Origin of the sequence: Prevotella sp. FD3004 (assembly GCF_000746155.1) — a bacterium.
Lineage (GTDB): Bacteria > Bacteroidota > Bacteroidia > Bacteroidales > Bacteroidaceae > Prevotella.
On the sequence record NZ_JQKR01000008.1, the window covers coordinates 1 to 19,626 of the forward strand.

A 19,626-nucleotide genomic window follows, 5' to 3' on the forward strand; every position below is an offset into this window, starting at 1 on the left:
TTTTGTGCCTCAGCCCTGTTTTTGAGCGAAAGCGAGTGCAAAGGTACAACAAATATCAATACCCTCCAAATTTTTAAAAGAAAAAATTCCCAAAAACATTAAAGTTTTCGGGAATCATTACAAATATCACTATTCTTTATATATTATATATAATGTACGCGAGACTTATTCTCGTCGCCCAAAAATACGAAGCAAATAAATGAAGAGATTAATAAAGTCGAGATAAAGAGTCAGCGCACCAAGTAAAGCCAGCTTCTGAGCCCCTTCACTTGCATCGGGCGCCATCTGCAACATATTCTTGATTTTCTGAGAATCATATGCCGTCAGTCCTACAAAGATGAGCACGCCCAGATAGCTTACCACAGTCTCCAAACCAGAACTCTTGAGGAATATATTCACGATAGTGGCAATGATAATACCAATCAGTGCCATAAACAGGATCTTACCCATAGAGGTCAGATCGGTCTTTGTGGTATAACCAATAAGTGCCATCACAGCAAACGTACCAGCGGTGATAAAGAACACACTGGCAATACTTGACAATGTATAAATCATGAAGATTGATGATAGCACCGCGCCATTGATGACAGAATACAGCACAAACATCAATGTAGCCGTAGTCAAAGACAACCTATTAATAGCTGCGCTAATACCTATAACCAATGCAAATTCTGCAATAAGCAAACCCCAGAAAAGGATACGATTTGTAAACAGCGTCGTCATAATACCAGGAGATGTAGCTACGCCATAAGCGGTAACGCCCGTCAGGACTAGAGCCAGCGTCATCCATACATACACTTTCCGCATTAATACCGGAAAAGCTGAAGACATCGAAAGCTCCTGCTCCCGAGTCATACCATTAAAATTCAATTCATTATAATTCATACTCATAAAGTTTTCTTTGATTCAATAATCTATCTGCAAATATGATGCCACAAAGGTAAACATTTACTTTTAATAAAACATAAAACAGAGAGATAAAATACCGAATAATTAGTATTTTTGGAACTTTTTCACTATATTTGTACCCACGAATAACTAAAAAATCAAACTACGAATATGAAGATTGGACTATTTATTCCCTGTTATGTAGACGTGGTATACCCGCAAGTGGGTGTTGCAGCATACAAGATACTGAAACATCTTGGGCTTGATGTGGACTATCCTCTGAATCAGACTTGTTGCGGTCAGCCAATGGCTAACGCAGGTTTTGAGAACCAAGCCACACCTCTGGCCGAGAAGTTTGAGGAAAAATTCAAGAGCTTTGACTATGTGGTCGCACCATCAGTCAGTTGCACTGCATTTATAAAGCTGAACTATCCACGCCTTTTGAAAGGTAAGCACCAATGCACAACCTCTGATAAAATCATGGACATTGTTGAATTTCTGCATGATGTCGTCAAAGTAGACCAACGCCTAGGCACTTTTCCTCACAAGGTCAGTCTACACAATTCCTGTCATGGTGTTCGCGAACTTGGCCTGAGCTCGTCCAGTGAGGAAAATGTTCCTAAGTTCAACAAAATCAAAGATTTACTTGAACTGGTTGACGGCATTCAGGTGGTTGAGCCCGAGCGTCCCGATGAATGCTGCGGCTTTGGCGGGATGTTCGCTATTGAAGAGACAGCCATCAGTGCACAAATGGGAAGAGACAAAGTTGAACGTCATATACAGACTGGAGCCGAATATGTGACAGGGCCAGACTGTTCCTGTCTAATGCACATGGCAGGTGTTGCAAAGAAAGAAGGTCTAAACATAGAATTCAAACATGTTGTAGAGATTCTCGCAGCAGGCCTTTAACGATATAGTATAATTAAATTAAGGTAAAGACATGAGTACATCACATAGTAAAGCGGCAAAAGAGTTCCTAAAGAACCAGACATACGCCAAGTGGCATGACGCCACCTTCTGGTCAGTGCGCACCAAACGTGACAATATGGCATACGGCTTAGACGAGTGGGAGCAACTGCGCGAGAAGGCCAGTGCCATTAAGCGCCATACCATTACTCACCTAGACGAATACCTCGATCAATTCTCTACCAATGCAGAGAAGAACGGCTGTATCGTTCATTGGGCCAAGGATGCAGAAGAATTCAACGAGATTGTATATGGCATTCTAAAACAGCACAATGTGAAGAAGATGGTTAAGTCGAAGTCAATGCTCACAGAGGAATGCGACATGAACCCTTACTTAGAGTCGAAAGGCATTGAGGTCGTAGAGACTGATCTCGGAGAACGCATCATTCAATTGAAGGGTCAAAAGCCGAGTCATATTGTGATGCCAGCCATCCATCTGAATCACGACGACGTAGGCGAGCTGTTTGAAGAAAAAGGCATCTCAACCGAGAAAGGCAACCACGACCCAACATACCTTACCTACAGAGCTCGTCTGAGTTTGCGTAATGAGTTTCTTACAGCTGATGCCGGCATGACTGGCGCTAACTTTGGCATAGCTTCTACTGGTGACATTGTGGTCTGTACCAATGAAGGTAATGCCGACATGTCGACCTCCTGTCCGAAATTACACATTGCCGCTATCGGACTTGAGAAGGTCATCCCCGACTATGATTGTTTGGCAGTTTTCCAGCGTATGCTATGCCGAGCAGGTACTGGACAACCGACAACAACCTATACCAGTCACTTCCGCAAAGCTCGCCCTACAGCAGTCCCCATGCATATCATTTTGGTGGACAACGGGCGAAGCGAGTGGATTGGCAATCCCGACCACTGGGAAGCACTGAAATGCATCCGTTGCGGTTCGTGCATGAACAGTTGCCCTGTATACCGTCGCAGTGGTGGTTATAGCTATAGCTATTTCATCCCAGGTCCTATCGGCATCAACCTCGGTATGCTGCGTAATCCTCAGGAGCACTCTGGCAACGTGAGTGCCTGCACGCTCTGTAACAGTTGTCAAACCGTCTGTCCGGCCAAAGTCAATCTTGGCGACCAGATTTATATGTGGCGCCAGCAACTTGACGATTTTGGCACAGCCAATCCTGAAAAGAAACTGATATGTAAAGGAATGGGAGTGCTCTATGGCAGTAGCGGTGTTTACAATACCGCTACCTCAATGGCCTTCATGGCAAACTTCATCCCATCACCTCTGATGAACATAAAACTGAACCCATGGGCTGAGGGGCATGAGATGATGAAATTCCCAAAGGAGACGTTCCATTCATTGTGGAAAAAAGGAAAAGTGAAGTAAGAAGTAGAATCTGAAAAAAGAACGGTTATGAGTAGTAAAGAAAGTATTCTGTCAAAGTACAGGGCAAACATACAACAGAAATTCGATATGCCTTCGCTCGATGACATCAAGGCCATCACCTACCCCGATCCACTGATACAGTTCATCAAGATGACAGAGGCCGTAGGCGGCCATGTGATAGAGATCAAAGAAGGACAAGATATTAACACCATCGTGAAAGAACTCTATCCCGACGCCAAGGAGATTGCGTCTAACCTACCAGAGATTACTATCGCCACAAGAAATCCCGATAGCGTAGGACGAGCCAGAGACCTGAATGGAACGGATGTGGGCATCATCCGAGGCAAGTTCGGCGTGGCAGAAAACGCCTGCGTATGGACACCCCAGACGATGAAAGAGAAGGCTGTATGCTTTATCTCCGAGAATCTGATCATTTTACTGCCTAAGAGTCAGATAGTGAATAACATGCACGAGGCCTACAAACGCATCGAGTTCGACAAAGAGTACGATGGCTATGGCGTGTTCATCAGCGGACCGTCGAAAACGGCAGACATTGCTCAAGTCTTGGTGATGGGAGCGCAAGCTGCACGTAGTGCAACTATTCTCCTGCTACCTGAGTGATAATATTCTCAAAAGTAAAACAACTTGTTTTACCTTGCAGGAGATAGTTTCTTTGACTGTAAAAGACTATCTGAACGAAGACAAAACAAGTTGTTTTGTTTTTATAGAGATTATGAATATACAAGTCGTTCTCTATGAAAACATATTAAGCAGATCTATAATCTGGTTTACATCCTCGTCTGTCATGGCCTGATGACAGGGAATGCTGAGTTCTTGCTGATGGATCTGTTCTGTAATGGGGAACGAAAGATGACTCCACTCACGATAACACTTCTGCTGATGAGGTGGTATGGGATAGTGGATCTGTGTTTCCACTCCGCCCCTCTGAAGATACTGTTGCAAAGCATCGCGATGTTCGCAAAAGACGGGAAAGATATGCCAAACACTGGCACGGTCTGACACAGGCATATGAATCAACGGATTCTCCACCTTATTAATATACATAGCAGCAATTTCCTTTCTACGACGATTCTCGGCATCGAGATACTTCAGTTTCACGTCGAGCACAGCTGCCTGGATTTCATCGATACGCGAGTTTCGCCCCTGATAGTCATGTATGTATTTCTGACGACACCCATAACTTCCAAGTGCTACTACTACCTCAGCCAAATCATCATCATCTGTGGTTACAGCCCCGGCATCACCCATCGCACCAAGATTCTTACCCGGATAGAAGCTATGCCCTGCGGCATCACCTAGAGAGCCCGTTCGCCGTTCTCCAAAAACACATCCGTGAGCCTGGGCGTTGTCCTCAATCAATTTCAACTGATACTTCTGACATATCTGTCCTATACGAGTCGTATAGGCACATCGACCATAAAGATGGACTATCATGACGGCCTTGGTTCGCTCTGTAATTGCAGCTTCAATTCGGGCATCATCTATTTGCAGCGTGTCGAATCTTGGTTCAACCAATACCGGTTTCAACCCACACTGCGTAATGGAAAGTATTGAAGCAATATATGTATTAGCTGGCACGATAACCTCATCTCCCGACTGCATGACACCCAACTCCATATAACCACGGAGTATCAGCATCAGAGCATCCAACCCGTTGCCACAACCGATGCAGTGGCGACTGCCGATATATTTCGCATAATGTGCCTCGAAACGTTTAGTCGCCTCGCCTTTCAGATACCATCCACTATCCAGCACATCATTTACAGCCTGGCGCAATTCCGCATCATGCTTGTCATTAATGAGTTTCAAATCGAGATATCTGATCATAGCGTCCATTCATATGTATCATAACAAACAGCTCGGGCGCCGAAGCCCTCTTTCTGGGACATCAACGACCCATTGAGGTCGTAGCTGTACCCTAAAGTAGACTTCCCGAAATCGAAGAAATCGCTCTCCTGAGGAAAATCCGTCTTCAATATGCGCTCATACAGAGCATCCACTGCGTGAAGATGCTTGCCTTCAGGTGTAGAGGCAATGTATTGCGAATGCATGGTCTTTCCACAGAGATATAACACCGTACCTCCTAGCATCTCACCATCTTTAGTGGCCGTATAAAGTCGTATATGCAGAGGAAAGCGCTCTCTCAAAAGGAGCATCTCATTCAGCGTATGCACAGGCAACAGTCCATACCTTGTCTGGAGATTTTCAGTCAGGATATGCCAGAAAGTATGATAATCATCGTTCTGACTAACAACGACACCATTTCTGCAGGCCTTATTAGCTGCATAACGACGGTCACGACGCCAGGCCAGACTGTCTGTTGACGGAATGACAGAAGACACGTCGCGCCCTGTTAAACGGGCCTGACACACAACGAAAAGCGCATAAAGGTCCTCCTCAGAAGGCAATGAGTGGTAGATCCAAGGTACAGGTTTATACACCACCTGTCTGAATCCGACAGTGCGAAGATAGTCATTCATCTCACGAAACAGCTGGCATACACCCTCTGTCGTAGCACGCCCATCTGTTACCAATCCTCCGTAAGTCAGTCCCTGATGAGAATAAAGCACACCATCTCCGGCATTGGCAGGCAAGAGAGCGAAAAGCCCTTTCGCGTCGTAGAACATCAGCGAATGATCGTTGAAACGGTCTGAATGGTAGTCCATGTATCCACGATCAAACAGAAACGTACCATTCTTCGACATTGCGACAAATCGGTTCCATTCGTCTGCACAGTCAGGCGTATATCGCTTTATCTCGAACATCCTATGTATTTCAGGAACTCATCGTAATCATAGATATAATCCTCTTCATCGAAATGTTCAGAGGCAAGTACGAGACATACAGCGCCAGAAGAGAAATCATCCAGCGTACGCCAGATATCAGTGTCAATCAACAGTCCCTGATAAGGATGATTCAGAAGCACCGTCTTTCGTTCATAGCCATTGTCGAGTGTTACGTGGAAAGAGCCGCTTAACGCAACAACGAACTGGCGCAGGCGCTTATGGGCGTGTCCGCCACGGCTACCGCCACCAGGCACATCATAAACCCAATAAGCCCGTTTGATGTCGAACGGAACAATATCCAGACCCTCGGCAACTGTTAGGTTACCACGAGGGTCTGTAATCTTTGGCAGGTCGAATATCTTAATGTCCAAGCTTGGCATAGGGATCGGTACCTAAGACAGTCTTTGCCAGACGCTTAGCTTTATCACGGAGCGCATTCACATCGTCACCCACTTCACCATAACAGAGTACGACACCCATACGGCGTCCCTTATGAGCCTCGGGTTTACCGAAGATACGAATACGAGTTCGGTCCTCCTTCAGAGCCTCATCCAAGTTATAAGGCAACAGCGAACGGTCTACAGGGCTCGATGCTTCTGCGGGAGAAAGAATCACCGCACTGGCTCCAGCATGCTCCAGATGGATGGCTGGGATAGGCAGTCCCATGACTGCACGGAAGTGAAGTTCGAACTCAGAGAGGTTTGTGGTATGTCCCAATGTCACCATACCAGTATCATGCGGACGTGGAGAAAGTTCTGAGAAGATGACCTCTCCCTGCTTTGTCAAGAAGAACTCAACACCCCAGATGCCAGCACCTGTAAGAGCTTTCGTCACCTTATCAGCCATCATCTGAGCCTGTTTCAGTGCTTCATCAGAAATCTTATATGGCTGCCATGACTCACGATAGTCTCCCGATTTCTGCACGTGTCCGATGGGCGGACAGAACAGTGTAGGCCAACCATTCTTCTGTGTAACTGTCAACAAGGTAAATTCAGAATCGAAATCGATGAACTCCTCGATGATTACCTCCTTCACATCACCACGGCTTCCCTCCATCGCTTCCTTGAAAGCCTGCTCCAGTTCACTATCATTATGCACATAGCTCTGACCATGACCAGATGACGACATCAAGGGTTTCACCACACAGGGGAAACCAATCTCATCGGCAGCAGCCTTGAATTCCTCAAAAGTCTTAGCATAAAAATATTTTGCTGTACGCAGTCCCAGCTCTTTAGCAGCCAGGTCGCGGATGGCACGACGGTTCATGGTGAAATTCACGGCACGGGCAGAAGGTGTCACCTGAATACCCTGCTCCTCGAACTTGAAGAGCCTCTCCGTACGGATGGCCTCAATCTCTGGCACGATGATGTCGGGCTTATGCTTATTGACAACAGCTTCCAAAGCGTCGCCATCAAGCATAGAGAACACTTCACGCTCATCAGCCACTTGCATGGCCGGCGCATTATCATAACGGTCACAAGCAATCACGTACTGTCCAGCACGCATAGCGGCTATCACGAACTCCTTACCGAGTTCACCTGAGCCTAAAAGCAATATTTTCTTCATATCTTTAAACTTTGTTTCATCATTTGCCATTCTGGGGTTATAGCCAGTTTCCTGACACATTGGTCAATGCGCTCCATGGCATCTTCCTGCGACAAGTGCAACTCAGCAGCTATCTCTTGTAACGAATAGCGCTGTGTGCCGAAAAGGCCGTAATAATGAGTCACAGCCTCCTCTTCCTCTGGCGGAAGAAGATAGAGCAGATGTTCCAGATAGTGTTCCATCTGAGGACTGATACTTCCAGGCGTCATACCGATACGCACCAGGAAGGAATGGAGAGATTGAGTCAGTTTATCCACTTATCTATTTGCGTACATGTTATCGTAATACTTCTGATAATCACCCGAGGTTACATTGTCAAGCCACTCCTGGTTATCAAGATACCAGCGTACGGTTTTCTCAATGCCCTCCTCGAACTGCAGACTGGGCTCCCAACCGAGTTCTTTCTGCAATTTTGTTGAATCGATGGCATAACGGAGGTCATGGCCTGCACGATCGGTTACGAAGGTTATCAGATCCATATCCTCGCCCTCCTTGCGTCCTAGCAGACGGTCGACGGTCTTTATCACCACCTTGATGATATCGATGTTCTTCCATTCGTTGAAGCCACCGATGTTATAAGTATCAGCAATCTTTCCCTCATGGAAAATCACATCGATGGCACGTGCATGATCCTCTACATACAGCCAGTCGCGTACGTTCTCGCCTTTACCATAAACAGGCAGCGGCTTGCGATGACGGATGTTATTAATGAAAAGAGGTATCAGCTTCTCAGGGAACTGATAAGGGCCATAGTTGTTCGAGCAGTTGGTTACTACTACTGGCATGCCGTAGGTATCGTGGAATGCGCGCACAAAGTGGTCGCTTGAAGCCTTAGATGCCGAATATGGTGAATGGGGATTATACTTTGTGGTCTCCAAGAAGAACTTGTCGCCATAAGCCAGATGATGCTCTGCGCTGCTGGCTGTTGTGGTGAATGGAGGTTCGATACCCTCAGGATGAGTCAGTTCAAGCGCACCATAGACCTCATCGGTAGAGATATGATAAAAGCGTTTGCCCTCATACTTCTCAGGCAACGATTCCCAGTAAAGTTTAGCGGCCTGGAGAAGACTCAGGGTACCCATCACATTTGTCTTGGCAAAGGTAAAGGGATCCTTGATAGAGCGGTCTACATGGCTTTCTGCAGCCAAATGGATGATACCATCCACCTTCTTATCCTGCATCAACTTGTAGAATGCTTCGAAGTCGCAGATATCCATCTTAACAAACTCGTAGTTGGGCTTGTTTTCTATATCTTTGAGGTTTGCCAAATTTCCTGCATATGTCAGTTTGTCGAGGTTAATAATGTGATACTCGGGATACTTGTTCACAAACAGACGTACCACATGGCTTCCGATAAAGCCTGCACCACCAGTAATAACAATAGTTCTTTTCATATATTATTTTGTTTTATTATCTCCTAATGTAATGACCTCCATGTCTTTAAAATCCCTGCCGTCAATCGTGAGGCGAACAATCGTGCGGTCCTTATGCCAGCCTTGCATGCCAGCAGCCCCAGGGTTTACATGGAGTAAACCTAGTGTTTTGTCGTACTTAACTCTCAGTATATGCGAATGCCCCGTAATAAAAAGCTGTGGCGGACTGGCATAAAGCATGGAGCGGACACTTGAATCATAGTTGCCGGGATAACCGCCTATATGCTTAATCAGCACATCCACATCCTCACACTTGAAGCGGTTTATGTCGCGATACATCAGTCTCAGGTCCCCCCCATCACAGTTACCGCATACAGCGCGGAAGGGTCTGAAGGCTGCCAGTTTCTCTGCCACCTCTACGCTACCAATATCGCCAGCATGCCATATCTCATCACAAGGTTCGAAGTAATGAAGATACTTCTCGTCCCAATAGCTGTGGGTATCGCTCAATATACCGATTCTCTTCATTATCTGAAACGCTTACGGATAAAGTCGGCAATCAGTTTCTCAGTCTCCACGAGTCCGAGAATGCTGGAGTCTATACACAAGTCATAACTCTCAGCAGCTCCCCATTTCTTGCCTGTATAGTAATTATAGTATTGCGCTCTGCGGCTCTCACCATGCTCAATAAAGTGGCGCGCCTCCTCGCGAGTGATGTTTCTCTTGACCATCACCTGATTGATACGGAAATCCATAGAGGCGGTAACGAATATATTCACCACATTCTTGAAATCCCTCAGGATATAATCGGCACAACGCCCCACGAACACGCAACTACCTTCTTTTGCTGCCTTGCGAATAGCATCGCTCTGGAACTGAAACAAACTCTCCTGCGAGAAGTTTGACTTATAAAGATTACCTCCGCCCAGATGTGGTGTCTGCACATTCAGCAAGCCACGCAAGAAACCTTTCTTCTCGTCGTTCTCTTCAAAGATCTTCTCTGAGAAACCGCTTTCCTTGGCCGCCAGGTTCAGCAACTCCCGATCATAATACTTAGCATTAAAGTCGAGTGCCAGCATACGTCCTATGTCATGACCTCCACTTCCTAACTGTCTGCCTACATTAATGATTATATTGTCCATAAGCCTTGATTTTTTTCATATACCACATAAGCATAGGGATAGTCATCGCAAACGACCCGAAGTCGCTGGCGGGCATGGCATACCACACACCGTCGAGATCCCAGAACAACGGGAACACATAAGCCATTGGCAACAGCAGAATCAGCTGACGCGAAAGTGAAAGGAATATTGACACCTTCACCTTGCCAATGCTCTGGAAGAAGTGGGTAATAGCAGCTTGTGAACCCACTACGAAGAACACCAGCATATCTATCTTAAGACCCTTTGCCGAGAGTTCTATCAACTGCGGATCTGTAGTAAAGATACGGGCTATCTCACGTGGGAAGAGCATCGACAACGCCCAACCAACCAGCAGGAAGCCTGTAGCACAGGCAATAGTCAGCCACAGACAACGGAACATGCGGTCAAATTTCTCAGCGCCGTAATTATATCCCACTATCGGCTGCATACCTTGGTTCACACCCATCACAAACATAAAGAACACCATCACCATCGAGTTGGCAATCGAGTAGGCTCCCACAGCCATATCACCACCATAATGCACAAACTGGTTGTTCATGAAAATCACGATTACACACGACGTGGCGTTCATCAGAAAGGGGGATATACCGATAGAGATGATATTCCTTACCAGGTCTTTCTTCAGCTTATAGATTCCTTTCTTCAGATGCAGCAGTTCTTTCTTATTCGAGAATATCCACATCTGCCAGCAGAGAGCCATCGACTGCGACGAGACCGTAGCCAGAGCCGCACCACGAATACCCCAGCGGAACCACCACACAAAGGTTACTACCAGAAGAATATTCATTCCCACTGTAAACAGTGTGGCATACATGGCATGACGGGGCTTGCCAGCCGCACGAAGCACGGCGTTCATTCCGAAGTACATGTGCGTCACCATGTTGCCCAACAGAATCACAGTCATAAACTCGCGGGCATAAGGCAACGTCACATCCGAGGCGCCGAAGAACCGTAATATCGGGTCGATGAATATCAGACTAACGGCCATAAAGAGGAAGCCAATAATCAGGTTCAGCGTGATGGTATTGCCCAACAGATTCTCTGCAACATCATAGTCCTGCTGCCCTAACTTCACACTGATACATGCTGAGGAGCCCACGCCTACCGCAGCTCCGAAAGCGGCACTCAGATTCATAAACGGGAAAGTGATGCCCAGACCAGCAATGGCCTCCGGACCCACAATCTGACCAATCATCGCACGGTCGATTATATTATAGAGGCTTGACGCCGTCATGGCCACAATGGCAGGCAGGGCATACTGCCAAAGCAGTCGTCCAACGGGTTTCTGTCCCAACTCGAGTGCAGCCTGTTTATTATCCTTCATTCTTATACCTAACTAAAATATGGTGCAAAGGTACGAATATTTTTCGAGATAAGCGACAATTTAAAAAAAACTTCGTACCTTTGCAGTCGTTATGCATCTAAGAAGTCTGTTTTTATTGATTGCATCTCTGTTTTTTGCGCTGCCATGGATGCCAGAAGCCAGTGCGGCCAACAGTCCCAAGATAAAATATCCTGGTGGGAAATTCTATATCTGGCGCTATACGCTGAAAGACAAGCAGGGATCTTCCTACTCTATCGACCACCCAGGCCGCTGGCTCTCACACAAATCAGTAGAACGCAGAAAAAAGCAAGGTTTACAAGTCGACTCTACCGACCTTCCCGTCAGCAACAGATACCTGAAGATGTTCGACAAGGTGTCTGACGACCGCATCAGAGAAAAGCGAAAAGGCATGATAGCATGTACCATCATAGGCACAAGCCGATGGAACAACACCGTGCTTGTACGCTCCAACGACACAACTGTCTTCAACCGTTTGGGTGCCCTCGACTGTGTCAGAAAGGCAGAGTTGGTATGGACTTCTCCGGATAGCATCTCGCGCACCATCAAGCAAAAAGCACATGAGTCATTTAATCCCTGGGACAGTATCAAGGCTGAATACTACGGAAACGGTTTAGAGCAAATCACCATGCTGATGGGCCAGCGACTTCATAATCTGGGTCACAAAGGTAAGGGCATGACCATTGCTGTGCTCGACGGAGGTTTCATGAATTGCGATGTCATCTCAGCTTTCCGACATGCCAACATCATAGGCGCCAAGGACTTTGTCTACCCAAGGAGCTCTCATTTCTACCAAGAGACCGATCATGGCACAAAAGTTCTCTCAGCGATGGCAGCCAACGAGCCAGAGGTTATGGTAGGCACAGCACCAGAAGCCCGTTATTGGCTCTTGCGTTGTGAAGACCAACAGACAGAACAGCCCGTAGAAGAAGACTACTGGGCTATGGCCGCTGAATTTGCCGATTCCGTTGGTGCCGACATCATCAGCTCCAGTCTCGGATACAACGACTACGATAACCTTCCCAACTATTATCACCAGCACGACCTCGACGGTCATACAGCCCTCATCAGCCGTACGGCCTCGATGCTGGCACAGAAAGGCATTATCCTTGTCAATTCTGCAGGTAATTCAGGCATGGGACCTTGGAAGAAAATCACTTTTCCTTCTGATGCCAACAACATACTGACGGTTGGCGCCCTCAACACAGATGGGAAGAATGCGCCCTTCAGCGGTGTCGGGCCGACACAGGACGGCAGAGTCAAGCCCGACGTCATGGCTCTGGGCAGTCCTGCCTCTCTGATATCTGGGCGGGGCTTCATCGTAAGAGATATGGGTACTTCATTCTCTACGCCTATCGTGGCAGGGCTCGTAGCCTGTCTGTGGCAGGCTTTCCCACAGAAGACGGCATTAGAAATCATCAGTCTGGTGCGCCAGACCAGCAATGGTTATGAAAAGCCTGATAACATCTATGGTTATGGCATTCCCAATTTTTGGAGAGCCTACATGATAGGGAGACTGGACAGTGAAAAGTAAAAAACACATATCGCTGTTTGAGCTGAATCGGTTGTTGCGAGAGACCATCGAGAGCGAACTGCCTGATGAATATTGGGTAGAGGCAGAACTGTCTGAATGCCGCGAGTCAAGAGGTCATTGCTATATGGAACTCATCGAGAAAGACGAGCGGACAGCAACTCCAATAGCCAAGGCCAGCGCTAAATGCTGGGCATCGAAATGGACAGTCGTCAGACCATATTTTGAACGTACAACTGGTCAGCAACTCCATACAGGCATGAAGGTCTTGCTAAAGGTCTATGCCCAGTTCCACGAAGCTTATGGTTTCTCCTGGATCGTAACCGACATCGACCCCACCTACACCCTTGGCGATATGGCCCGCAAGCGTCAGGAGATTATCCGCCAGCTCAAGGAAGAGGGCGTGTTTGATTTACAGAAAGAGCTTTCACTTCCCCTGTTCTGCCAACATGTTGCCGTCATCTCCAGCGAGACAGCAGCAGGCTATGGCGACTTCTGTAATCAGCTTAGCAACAACGCCTACGGTTTTCAGTTTCAGACATGGCTGTTCCCTGCCACCATGCAGGGTGAGGGCGTAGAACAGAGTATTATTCAAGCCCTGAACCGCATCAATGCCGTCTCCGACGAGTTCGATTGCGTAGTCATCATCCGTGGAGGTGGTGCCACCAGCGACATGTCGGGCTTCGACACATTGGCTTTAGCAGAAAACGTAGCCAACTTCCCCTTACCAATTATCACAGGCATTGGTCATGAACGCGACGAGAGCATCCTCGACATGATCAGCTTCCAACGAGTAAAAACACCTACCGCTGCTGCTGAATTCCTTATTTCACATCTGTCGGAAGTGCTTGAAGTCATCAATGATTCGCAAGAGCGCATCACCCGCTTGTTCTCTATCGTAAAGACTCGTCAAGAGGCAAAAATCGATACTCTTTACAATCAGATATCCATGATTCTGATGCGGAATATCGCAGAAAAGCGCCATCGGCTGGAGATACTTGAAGAGAAGACCCGGTCGCTCGACCCTCAGGTGCTTCTGAAGCGAGGTTACAGCATCACGCTCCACAACGGCAAGGCAGTGCGCGATCCTCAACAGTTACAGAAAGGCGACGAGATAGAGACCAGAATAGAGAAAGGAACCATCAAATCCATCATCCAATGAAAGATATCAAATATGAAGCCGCCTTTGCGGAACTACAGTCCATCGTACGCAAGATGGAGAACGATGAACTTGACATCGACCAGATGTCAGAACAACTGAAGCGTGCCCAGGAACTTATCAGGCTCTGTAAGGACAAACTGACCAAAACAGACGAGGAAATCAAGAAAATACTATCAGATTCGTAAGTTTTATGGGAAAAAGTTGTTAATTTAATATGAAAATGTGTACTTTTGCAGAGAATTTGAAACTTATAAAAAGATTGTTACAATGAAAAATTTAGATTGGGCTAGTCTGTCGTTTGGTTATATGAAGACCGACTACAACGTACGTTGCTACTATCGCGACGGCAAATGGGGCGAAATCGAAGTATGCTCCGATGAGTATCTGAAGCTGCACATGGCCGCTACCTGTCTGCACTATGGTCAGGAGGCTTTCGAAGGTCTGAAGGCCTATCGCTGCCCCGATGGTAAGGTCCGTGTGTTCCGCGTTGAGGAGAATGCCGCCCGCCTTCAGTCAACATGCCGTGGTATCATGATGCCCGAAGTATCTACCGAACTGTTCACTGAGATGGTGAAGAAGGTTGTTCGTTTGAACCAGGAGTGGATTCCCACATACGAGAGCGGAGCCACACTCTATATCCGTCCATTACTGATTGGTACCAGTGCCCAGGTAGGTGTTCATCCTGCTAAGGAGTACTGCTTCCTGATTTTCGTTACTCCCGTTGGCCCATACTTCAAGGGTGGATTCTCAAGCAATCCTTATGTCATTGTTCGCGACTACGACCGCAGTGCACCTCTTGGCACTGGTAAATATAAGGTAGGTGGCAACTATGCCGCTTCTCTCTTTGCCAACAATCTGGCTCACGAGAAGGGCTATGCCTGTGAGTTCTACCTTGATGCCAAGGAGAAGAAGTACATCGACGAGTGTGGTGCCGCCAACTTCTTTGGTATTAAGAACAACACTTACGTAACACCGGAATCAACCTCTATCCTGCCCTCTATCACCAACAAGTCATTGATGCAGGTGGCTGAGGATTTGGGCATGAAGGTAGAGCGCCGTCCAATTCCAGAAGAAGAACTCGAGACCTTCGAGGAAGCAGGTGCTTGCGGAACAGCAGCTGTTATTTCACCTATTTCATATATCGACGACCTCGACACAGGCAAGCGCTACTCTTTCGGCGACAAGCCAGGTCCCCAGTCAAAGAAACTCTTCGACACCCTTCGTGGCATTCAGTATGGTGAGATTGAAGACAAACATGGTTGGACAACCGTAGTCATTGAATAATCGTCGTATGAGAGCATTACCTCAACTTGACTTCATAGAGGCTATCAAACTGGCCTCAAGTCGTATTCTGGATTTCAAAGGTCGCAGCCGTCGCTCTGAGTTTTGGTGGTGGATGCTTGTTGTCATTGTCGTTGGATGGATTATCTCCATGTTTGCCAACAATCTGCTGGCGAACGCCGTTCTATCCATCATCTGCATGTTCTTTGGCCTTTCAGCCACTGCCCGCAGACTGCAAGACTCAGGCAAGAGTGCCCTTTGGGTTTACATCAGTTATGCCATGGGCTGTGCGTTCCAGTTGCTTTTTTCTACATCGGCAGCTATGAACGAACTGATAGAGGAAGCCAGTTACGGTGCGCTCAGTCAGCATGCCGTAGAGAAAATCATGATGAACAGTTTTGGTGAGATTGCAGGCATAGGTTTCATGTCTATTATCCACAGCATTTTTGCGCTCATCGTGATTATCATGTGTCTGTTCGACAGTACGCCAGGCCCCAACAAGTATGGCGACTCACCCAAATACGTTATCGAATAACAGAAATCAAGCCTCGCTTCCAGCGGGGCTTTTTTGTTGACAAATATTTGCGTATATCAAAAGAAAGACGTACCTTTGAGCTGACGCTCGAAGTTAGGCTGCATCTCGGAAATACAAAAAAAAACGGTTTTATTTGGTATTTCACTCGATTTGCACTAACTTTGCAGCACAATTTTAATTATGGGAAAAGGTAAGTTAGCTAAATTTGCGGACATGGAAACGTATGAAAACGTATTCCAATATCCGTATTCAGTAATAGAGAATGTGCCCTTCGAGATGAAAGGTCACTGGCATGAGCAATATTTCAAGAACAACAACCCTATCGTGCTCGAGCTCGGGTGTGGAAAGGGAGAATATACCGTGGAACTCGCAAAACTCTATCCCGATGTCAACTTCATTGGCGTCGACATCAAGGGAGCCCGCATGTGGACTGGAGCCACCCAGGCTCTCAACGAAGGACTGAAGAACGTGGCCTTCCTTCGCACCAACATCGAGATTATCGAACGTTTCTTCGCGCAAGATGAGGTAAATGAGATTTGGCTCACCTTCAGCGATCCTCAGATGAAGAACCCCCGCAAGCGCCTCACATCTACCTATTTCATGGAGCGCTATCGCAAATTCCTGGTCGACGGTGGTCTTATTCACTTGAAGACCGATTCCAACTTCCTCTTCACCTACACCACCTATATGGTAGACGGCAACCGACTGCCCGTCGTCTTCCGCACAGAAGACCTCTACCATGATGAGCGTATCGACGAAGGCACGAAGAATATTCTCTCCATCCAGACCTATTATGAGTCAATGTGGATAGCCCGCGGTCTGAACATCAAATACCAGAAATGGCAGCTACCACGCACAGGTGAACTCAAAGAGCCCGATGTAGAAATAGAACTCGACGACTACCGTTCCTACCATCGCTCTAAGCGCAGCAGCCTCGAAAAAGCGAAATAAAAGGGTAAACAGGTAAAATAGTAAAAAAGTAAGAAATGACGTTATATCCCCAATTGATTATGGATGCCCTGGCAACGGTGACGTATGCCGGCACTAAGAAGAACCTTGTAGAAAGCGGCATGGTGGCCGATACCCCTGCTGTATCAGCGCCCCAGCAAGAGGGCCAGCCATGGAAAGTAAAGGTTGTGCTCGAGTTTCCTCGCGACACCGATCCATTCCTGAAGTCTACCGTTAAGGCTGCCGAGGCAGCTATTAAATACCACTGCGGCAAAGACGTCGAGGTCACTATCGAGACTGAGTTCAAGACCGCTCCACGCCCTGAGGTCGGACAGATGCTGCCTGGCGTGAAGAATATCATTGCCGTCAGTTCTGGAAAGGGAGGCGTTGGAAAAAGCACTGTCTCCGCCAACCTGGCCATCGCCCTGGCACGCCTCGGCTATAAGGTCGGTCTGCTCGATACCGATATCTTCGGCCCTTCCATGCCAAAGATGTTCAATGTAGAAGACGAGCGTCCCTACGCCATCAAGAAAGACGGTCGCGACCTCATCGTGCCAGTCGAAAAATACGGTGTCAAGCTCTTGAGTATCGGCTTTTTCGTCTCACCCACCACAGCCACCCTTTGGCGTGGCGGCATGGCAACAAGCGCTTTGAAGCAGCTCATTGCCGATGCTGACTGGGGCGAGCTCGACTACTTCATCCTCGACACTCCTCCAGGCACCAGCGACATTCACCTGACACTCCTTCAGACGCTCCCCATCACAGGAGCCGTCATCGTCAGCACCCCACAGCAGGTAGCCCTGGCCGATGCTCGCAAGGGTATCGATATGTATCGCAACGACAAGGTGAATGTACCCATCCTCGGCCTCATCGAGAACATGGCATGGTTCACCCCTGCCGAACTTCCAGAGAACCGTTACTACATCTTCGGTAAGGAAGGGTGCAAGCAACTGGCTGAAGAGATGCAAGTACCCCTGCTGGCCCAGATACCATTGGTTCAGAGCATCTGCGACAATGGCGATGCAGGAACTCCTGCCGCTCTCAACAACGACAGCGCCACAGGTCTGGCTTTCATCAATCTGGCTCAGGCTGTTGTCACTGTTGTGAACCGTCGCAACAAAGAACAGCCCAAGACCAAGATTGTCGGCAAGGACTAAGCACACACATTTCGAGAACGACACATTAGTTTCTGCCCCTACAGATATGGTGGACACGTCAGGTATCACTGTTTTCTCGGTTAGAAAAGGGTGGTTTCTTACTGAGAAAACAGTGTTTTCCTTAGGAGAAAACAACGTTTTCCAACGGAGAAAAGAACGGAAAACTACATTTCCTCGTCAAGTCGGTGACGCCAGAGGTACTTACGGGTCTCGTGGACGAGGATACCATTGAGGCAGAGTAGCGACACAAGGTTAGGGATGGCCATGAGGGCGTTCATACAGTCGGCGAGGTTCCACACCACGGCGAGGTTCATGATACTGCCTGCAAAGACGGCCAGCATATAAAGCACACGGAACGCGATGACCCAGCGCCTTCCCTTCAGATACTCCACAGCCCTTTCGCCATAGTAGCACCAGCCCAGGATGGTTGAGAAGGCAAAGGTGAGCAGACCGAACGTGAGCAGAGGCGTTCCCACTACGGGAATCTTAGAGAAGGCTGCCTTGGTGAGGGTGGCGCCGTTTGCGAATGAGATGTCAGGATAGGCTATGACGCTGCTGACGATGACCAGTCCTGTCAGGGCGCAGATGACCACGGTGTCCCAGAAGGTACCACTCGACGAGACGAGGGCCTGACGCACAGGGTTGCGCGTCTGAGCAGCTGCTGCCACGATGGGAGCAGAACCCATACCACTCTCGTTGGAGAAGAGTCCACGGGCAATACCAAAGCGGGCGGCCATCATGACCGTAGAGCCGATGAAGCCGCCACCAGCGGCCTCAGGACTGAAAGCAGCGCGACAGATGAGCTGCAGGGCAGGCCACAGATATTCTGCATTCACGAAGAGGATATACACACAGCCCAGGATATAGAGGAAGGCCATGACAGGCACCAGCATGCCGCACACACGGGCGATGCTCTTCACGCCGCCGAGAATCACAGCCCCCGTCATCAGACAGACGAACACACCCGTGATATAGGGCGATATGCCATACGACTCATGAGCCACAGTAGCGATGGCGTTAGCCTGAACGGTATTACCGATGCCAAACGAGGCAATGGCAGTAAATAGAGCGAAGAGCACAGCAAGCCACTTCCACCCCAAGCCACGCTCCAAGGCATACATGGGACCGCCAAGCATCTTGCCTTTTGGAGTCTTGACACGATATTTGATGGCGAGCAGGCCCTCGGCATATTTCGTTGAGATGCCGAACACGCCCGTGAGCCAGCACCACAGTACGGCGCCGGGTCCTCCAAGGGCAATGGCTGTAGCCACACCCACGATGTTACCCGTTCCGATGGTGGCAGCAAGGGCTGTGGCCAGCGAGCCAAACTGCGACACGTCTCCAGTGGCGTCAGGGTCTTTCTTGACCGACAGGCGGATGGCCTTGAAGATATAACGCTGTGGGAAACGCAGGCGGATGGTGAGAAACAGGTGCGTACCCAACAGGAGGATGATCATCGGCCATCCCCATAGCAGGCCACTGAGTTCAGTCAGGAATTCGTTGAGCCAGTACATATCGTA

The 19,626-nt window shown here is 48.1% G+C and carries 21 protein-coding genes; 10 read left to right on the plus strand and 11 right to left on the minus strand.

What is annotated here, in order from left to right; translation table 11 throughout:
• Window positions 1-165: 165 nt before the first annotated feature.
• Window positions 166-885: a Bax inhibitor-1/YccA family protein gene (locus T325_RS00235; RefSeq protein ID WP_036909991.1), complete on the minus strand. Its 720-nt coding sequence runs from the start codon at window positions 883-885 to the stop codon at window positions 166-168.
• 174 nt (window positions 886-1,059) lie between these two features.
• Here T325_RS00235 and T325_RS00240 point away from each other — a divergent pair, with 174 nt between their 5' ends.
• From T325_RS00240 to T325_RS00250, 3 genes are read left to right on the plus strand one after another with little or no spacing between them, the layout of a single operon-like run.
• Window positions 1,060-1,797, plus strand: coding sequence for a (Fe-S)-binding protein (locus T325_RS00240; RefSeq protein WP_036909469.1), 738 nt, complete (start codon window positions 1,060-1,062; stop codon window positions 1,795-1,797).
• A 31-nt stretch (window positions 1,798-1,828) separates the two neighbouring features.
• Window positions 1,829-3,202: a lactate utilization protein B gene (locus tag T325_RS00245; RefSeq protein ID WP_036909470.1), complete on the plus strand. Its 1,374-nt coding sequence runs from the start codon at window positions 1,829-1,831 to the stop codon at window positions 3,200-3,202.
• Window positions 3,203-3,229: 27 nt separating this feature from the next.
• Window positions 3,230-3,823 carry a LutC/YkgG family protein gene (locus T325_RS00250; protein WP_036909472.1) on the plus strand — a complete coding sequence of 198 codons (594 nt, stop codon included), beginning with the start codon at window positions 3,230-3,232 and terminating at the stop codon, window positions 3,821-3,823.
• 132 nt (window positions 3,824-3,955) lie between these two features.
• Here the strand turns inward: T325_RS00250 and T325_RS00255 are convergent, their stop codons facing one another.
• Genes T325_RS00255 through T325_RS00295 form a run of 9 tightly spaced genes read right to left on the minus strand, consistent with a single transcriptional unit; the run spans window position 3,956 to window position 11,474 of the window.
• The gene (locus T325_RS00255; RefSeq protein WP_036909474.1) at window positions 3,956-5,050 is read right to left on the minus strand and encodes a DegT/DnrJ/EryC1/StrS family aminotransferase; all 1,095 of its coding nucleotides are present in this window, start codon (window positions 5,048-5,050) and stop codon (window positions 3,956-3,958) included.
• On the minus strand, window positions 5,047-5,988 hold the full coding sequence (locus T325_RS00260; RefSeq protein ID WP_036909476.1) for a GNAT family N-acetyltransferase: 942 nt from the start codon (window positions 5,986-5,988) through the stop codon (window positions 5,047-5,049). Before T325_RS00260 ends, T325_RS00255 begins: the two co-directional genes overlap by 4 nt.
• Window positions 5,976-6,389: a sugar 3,4-ketoisomerase gene (locus T325_RS00265; protein WP_177172082.1), complete on the minus strand. Its 414-nt coding sequence runs from the start codon at window positions 6,387-6,389 to the stop codon at window positions 5,976-5,978. The genes T325_RS00260 and T325_RS00265 overlap by 13 nt, the downstream gene beginning before the upstream one ends.
• Complete coding sequence (gene purT, locus T325_RS00270; RefSeq protein WP_036909480.1) at window positions 6,370-7,575, minus strand: formate-dependent phosphoribosylglycinamide formyltransferase; 1,206 nt, start codon at window positions 7,573-7,575, stop codon at window positions 6,370-6,372. Before purT ends, T325_RS00265 begins: the two co-directional genes overlap by 20 nt.
• Entirely contained in the window at window positions 7,572-7,871 is a 300-nt protein-coding gene (locus tag T325_RS00275) for a sigma factor-like helix-turn-helix DNA-binding protein (RefSeq protein ID WP_036909481.1), read from the minus strand. Before T325_RS00275 ends, purT begins: the two co-directional genes overlap by 4 nt.
• Window positions 7,872-9,008 (minus strand): dTDP-glucose 4,6-dehydratase, encoded by a 1,137-nt coding sequence (rfbB, locus tag T325_RS00280; protein ID WP_036909482.1) that lies wholly within the window; start codon window positions 9,006-9,008, stop codon window positions 7,872-7,874.
• A 3-nt stretch (window positions 9,009-9,011) separates the two neighbouring features.
• Entirely contained in the window at window positions 9,012-9,515 is a 504-nt protein-coding gene (locus T325_RS00285) for a metallophosphoesterase family protein (protein WP_036909483.1), read from the minus strand.
• On the minus strand, window positions 9,515-10,129 hold the full coding sequence (locus tag T325_RS00290; protein ID WP_036909484.1) for a cytidylate kinase-like family protein: 615 nt from the start codon (window positions 10,127-10,129) through the stop codon (window positions 9,515-9,517). The genes T325_RS00285 and T325_RS00290 overlap by 1 nt, the downstream gene beginning before the upstream one ends.
• Window positions 10,110-11,474, minus strand: coding sequence for an MATE family efflux transporter (locus T325_RS00295; protein ID WP_036909485.1), 1,365 nt, complete (start codon window positions 11,472-11,474; stop codon window positions 10,110-10,112). The genes T325_RS00290 and T325_RS00295 overlap by 20 nt, the downstream gene beginning before the upstream one ends.
• Window positions 11,475-11,565: 91 nt before the next feature.
• On the opposite strand from T325_RS00295, the gene T325_RS00300 reads away from it, so the two are divergent.
• The 7 genes from T325_RS00300 (at window position 11,566) to T325_RS00330 (ending at window position 18,106) form a co-directional block, all read left to right on the plus strand.
• Complete coding sequence (locus tag T325_RS00300) at window positions 11,566-13,026, plus strand: S8 family peptidase (RefSeq protein WP_231622160.1); 1,461 nt, start codon at window positions 11,566-11,568, stop codon at window positions 13,024-13,026.
• On the plus strand, window positions 13,016-14,185 hold the full coding sequence (gene xseA, locus T325_RS00305; RefSeq protein ID WP_036909487.1) for an exodeoxyribonuclease VII large subunit: 1,170 nt from the start codon (window positions 13,016-13,018) through the stop codon (window positions 14,183-14,185). Before T325_RS00300 ends, xseA begins: the two co-directional genes overlap by 11 nt.
• Window positions 14,182-14,370, plus strand: coding sequence for an exodeoxyribonuclease VII small subunit (gene xseB / locus T325_RS00310; RefSeq protein ID WP_036909489.1), 189 nt, complete (start codon window positions 14,182-14,184; stop codon window positions 14,368-14,370). Before xseA ends, xseB begins: the two co-directional genes overlap by 4 nt.
• 82 nt (window positions 14,371-14,452) lie before the next feature.
• The gene (locus tag T325_RS00315) at window positions 14,453-15,469 is read left to right on the plus strand and encodes a branched-chain amino acid aminotransferase (RefSeq protein ID WP_036909490.1); all 1,017 of its coding nucleotides are present in this window, start codon (window positions 14,453-14,455) and stop codon (window positions 15,467-15,469) included.
• Between the two features lie 7 nt (window positions 15,470-15,476).
• Window positions 15,477-16,001 (plus strand): DUF805 domain-containing protein, encoded by a 525-nt coding sequence (locus tag T325_RS00320; protein ID WP_091768666.1) that lies wholly within the window; start codon window positions 15,477-15,479, stop codon window positions 15,999-16,001.
• A 180-nt stretch (window positions 16,002-16,181) separates the two neighbouring features.
• Complete coding sequence (gene trmB, locus T325_RS00325; protein WP_036909494.1) at window positions 16,182-16,952, plus strand: tRNA (guanosine(46)-N7)-methyltransferase TrmB; 771 nt, start codon at window positions 16,182-16,184, stop codon at window positions 16,950-16,952.
• Between the two features lie 35 nt (window positions 16,953-16,987).
• Window positions 16,988-18,106: an Mrp/NBP35 family ATP-binding protein gene (locus T325_RS00330; protein WP_036909495.1), complete on the plus strand. Its 1,119-nt coding sequence runs from the start codon at window positions 16,988-16,990 to the stop codon at window positions 18,104-18,106.
• 164 nt (window positions 18,107-18,270) lie between these two features.
• Here the strand turns inward: T325_RS00330 and T325_RS00335 are convergent, their stop codons facing one another.
• Window positions 18,271-19,620, minus strand: coding sequence for an alanine/glycine:cation symporter family protein (locus tag T325_RS00335; protein WP_036909497.1), 1,350 nt, complete (start codon window positions 19,618-19,620; stop codon window positions 18,271-18,273).
• Window positions 19,621-19,626 lie beyond the last annotated feature (6 nt).

Excerpts from the sequence above, each read along its gene's own strand:
- T325_RS00290 (WP_036909484.1), bottom strand. The coding sequence starts at position 10,129 with ATGGACAATATAATCATTAATGTAGGCAGACAGTTAGGAAGTGGAGGT.
- T325_RS00235 (WP_036909991.1), bottom strand. The coding sequence starts at position 885 with ATGAATTATAATGAATTGAATTTTAATGGTATGACTCGGGAGCAGGAG.
- T325_RS00260 (WP_036909476.1), bottom strand. The coding sequence starts at position 5,988 with ATGTTCGAGATAAAGCGATATACGCCTGACTGTGCAGACGAATGGAAC.
- T325_RS00265 (WP_177172082.1), bottom strand. The coding sequence starts at position 6,389 with ATGCCAAGCTTGGACATTAAGATATTCGACCTGCCAAAGATTACAGAC.
- T325_RS00250 (WP_036909472.1), top strand. The coding sequence starts at position 3,230 with ATGAGTAGTAAAGAAAGTATTCTGTCAAAGTACAGGGCAAACATACAA.
- T325_RS00335 (WP_036909497.1), bottom strand. The coding sequence starts at position 19,620 with ATGTACTGGCTCAACGAATTCCTGACTGAACTCAGTGGCCTGCTATGG.
- T325_RS00285 (WP_036909483.1), bottom strand. The coding sequence starts at position 9,515 with ATGAAGAGAATCGGTATATTGAGCGATACCCACAGCTATTGGGACGAG.
- xseB (WP_036909489.1), top strand. The coding sequence starts at position 14,182 with ATGAAAGATATCAAATATGAAGCCGCCTTTGCGGAACTACAGTCCATC.
- T325_RS00255 (WP_036909474.1), bottom strand. The coding sequence starts at position 5,050 with ATGATCAGATATCTCGATTTGAAACTCATTAATGACAAGCATGATGCG.
- T325_RS00330 (WP_036909495.1), top strand. The coding sequence starts at position 16,988 with ATGACGTTATATCCCCAATTGATTATGGATGCCCTGGCAACGGTGACG.
- T325_RS00245 (WP_036909470.1), top strand. The coding sequence starts at position 1,829 with ATGAGTACATCACATAGTAAAGCGGCAAAAGAGTTCCTAAAGAACCAG.
- T325_RS00295 (WP_036909485.1), bottom strand. The coding sequence starts at position 11,474 with ATGAAGGATAATAAACAGGCTGCACTCGAGTTGGGACAGAAACCCGTT.
- rfbB (WP_036909482.1), bottom strand. The coding sequence starts at position 9,008 with ATGAAAAGAACTATTGTTATTACTGGTGGTGCAGGCTTTATCGGAAGC.
- T325_RS00320 (WP_091768666.1), top strand. The coding sequence starts at position 15,477 with ATGAGAGCATTACCTCAACTTGACTTCATAGAGGCTATCAAACTGGCC.
- T325_RS00315 (WP_036909490.1), top strand. The coding sequence starts at position 14,453 with ATGAAAAATTTAGATTGGGCTAGTCTGTCGTTTGGTTATATGAAGACC.
- trmB (WP_036909494.1), top strand. The coding sequence starts at position 16,182 with ATGGGAAAAGGTAAGTTAGCTAAATTTGCGGACATGGAAACGTATGAA.
- T325_RS00300 (WP_231622160.1), top strand. The coding sequence starts at position 11,566 with ATGCATCTAAGAAGTCTGTTTTTATTGATTGCATCTCTGTTTTTTGCG.
- purT (WP_036909480.1), bottom strand. The coding sequence starts at position 7,575 with ATGAAGAAAATATTGCTTTTAGGCTCAGGTGAACTCGGTAAGGAGTTC.
- T325_RS00240 (WP_036909469.1), top strand. The coding sequence starts at position 1,060 with ATGAAGATTGGACTATTTATTCCCTGTTATGTAGACGTGGTATACCCG.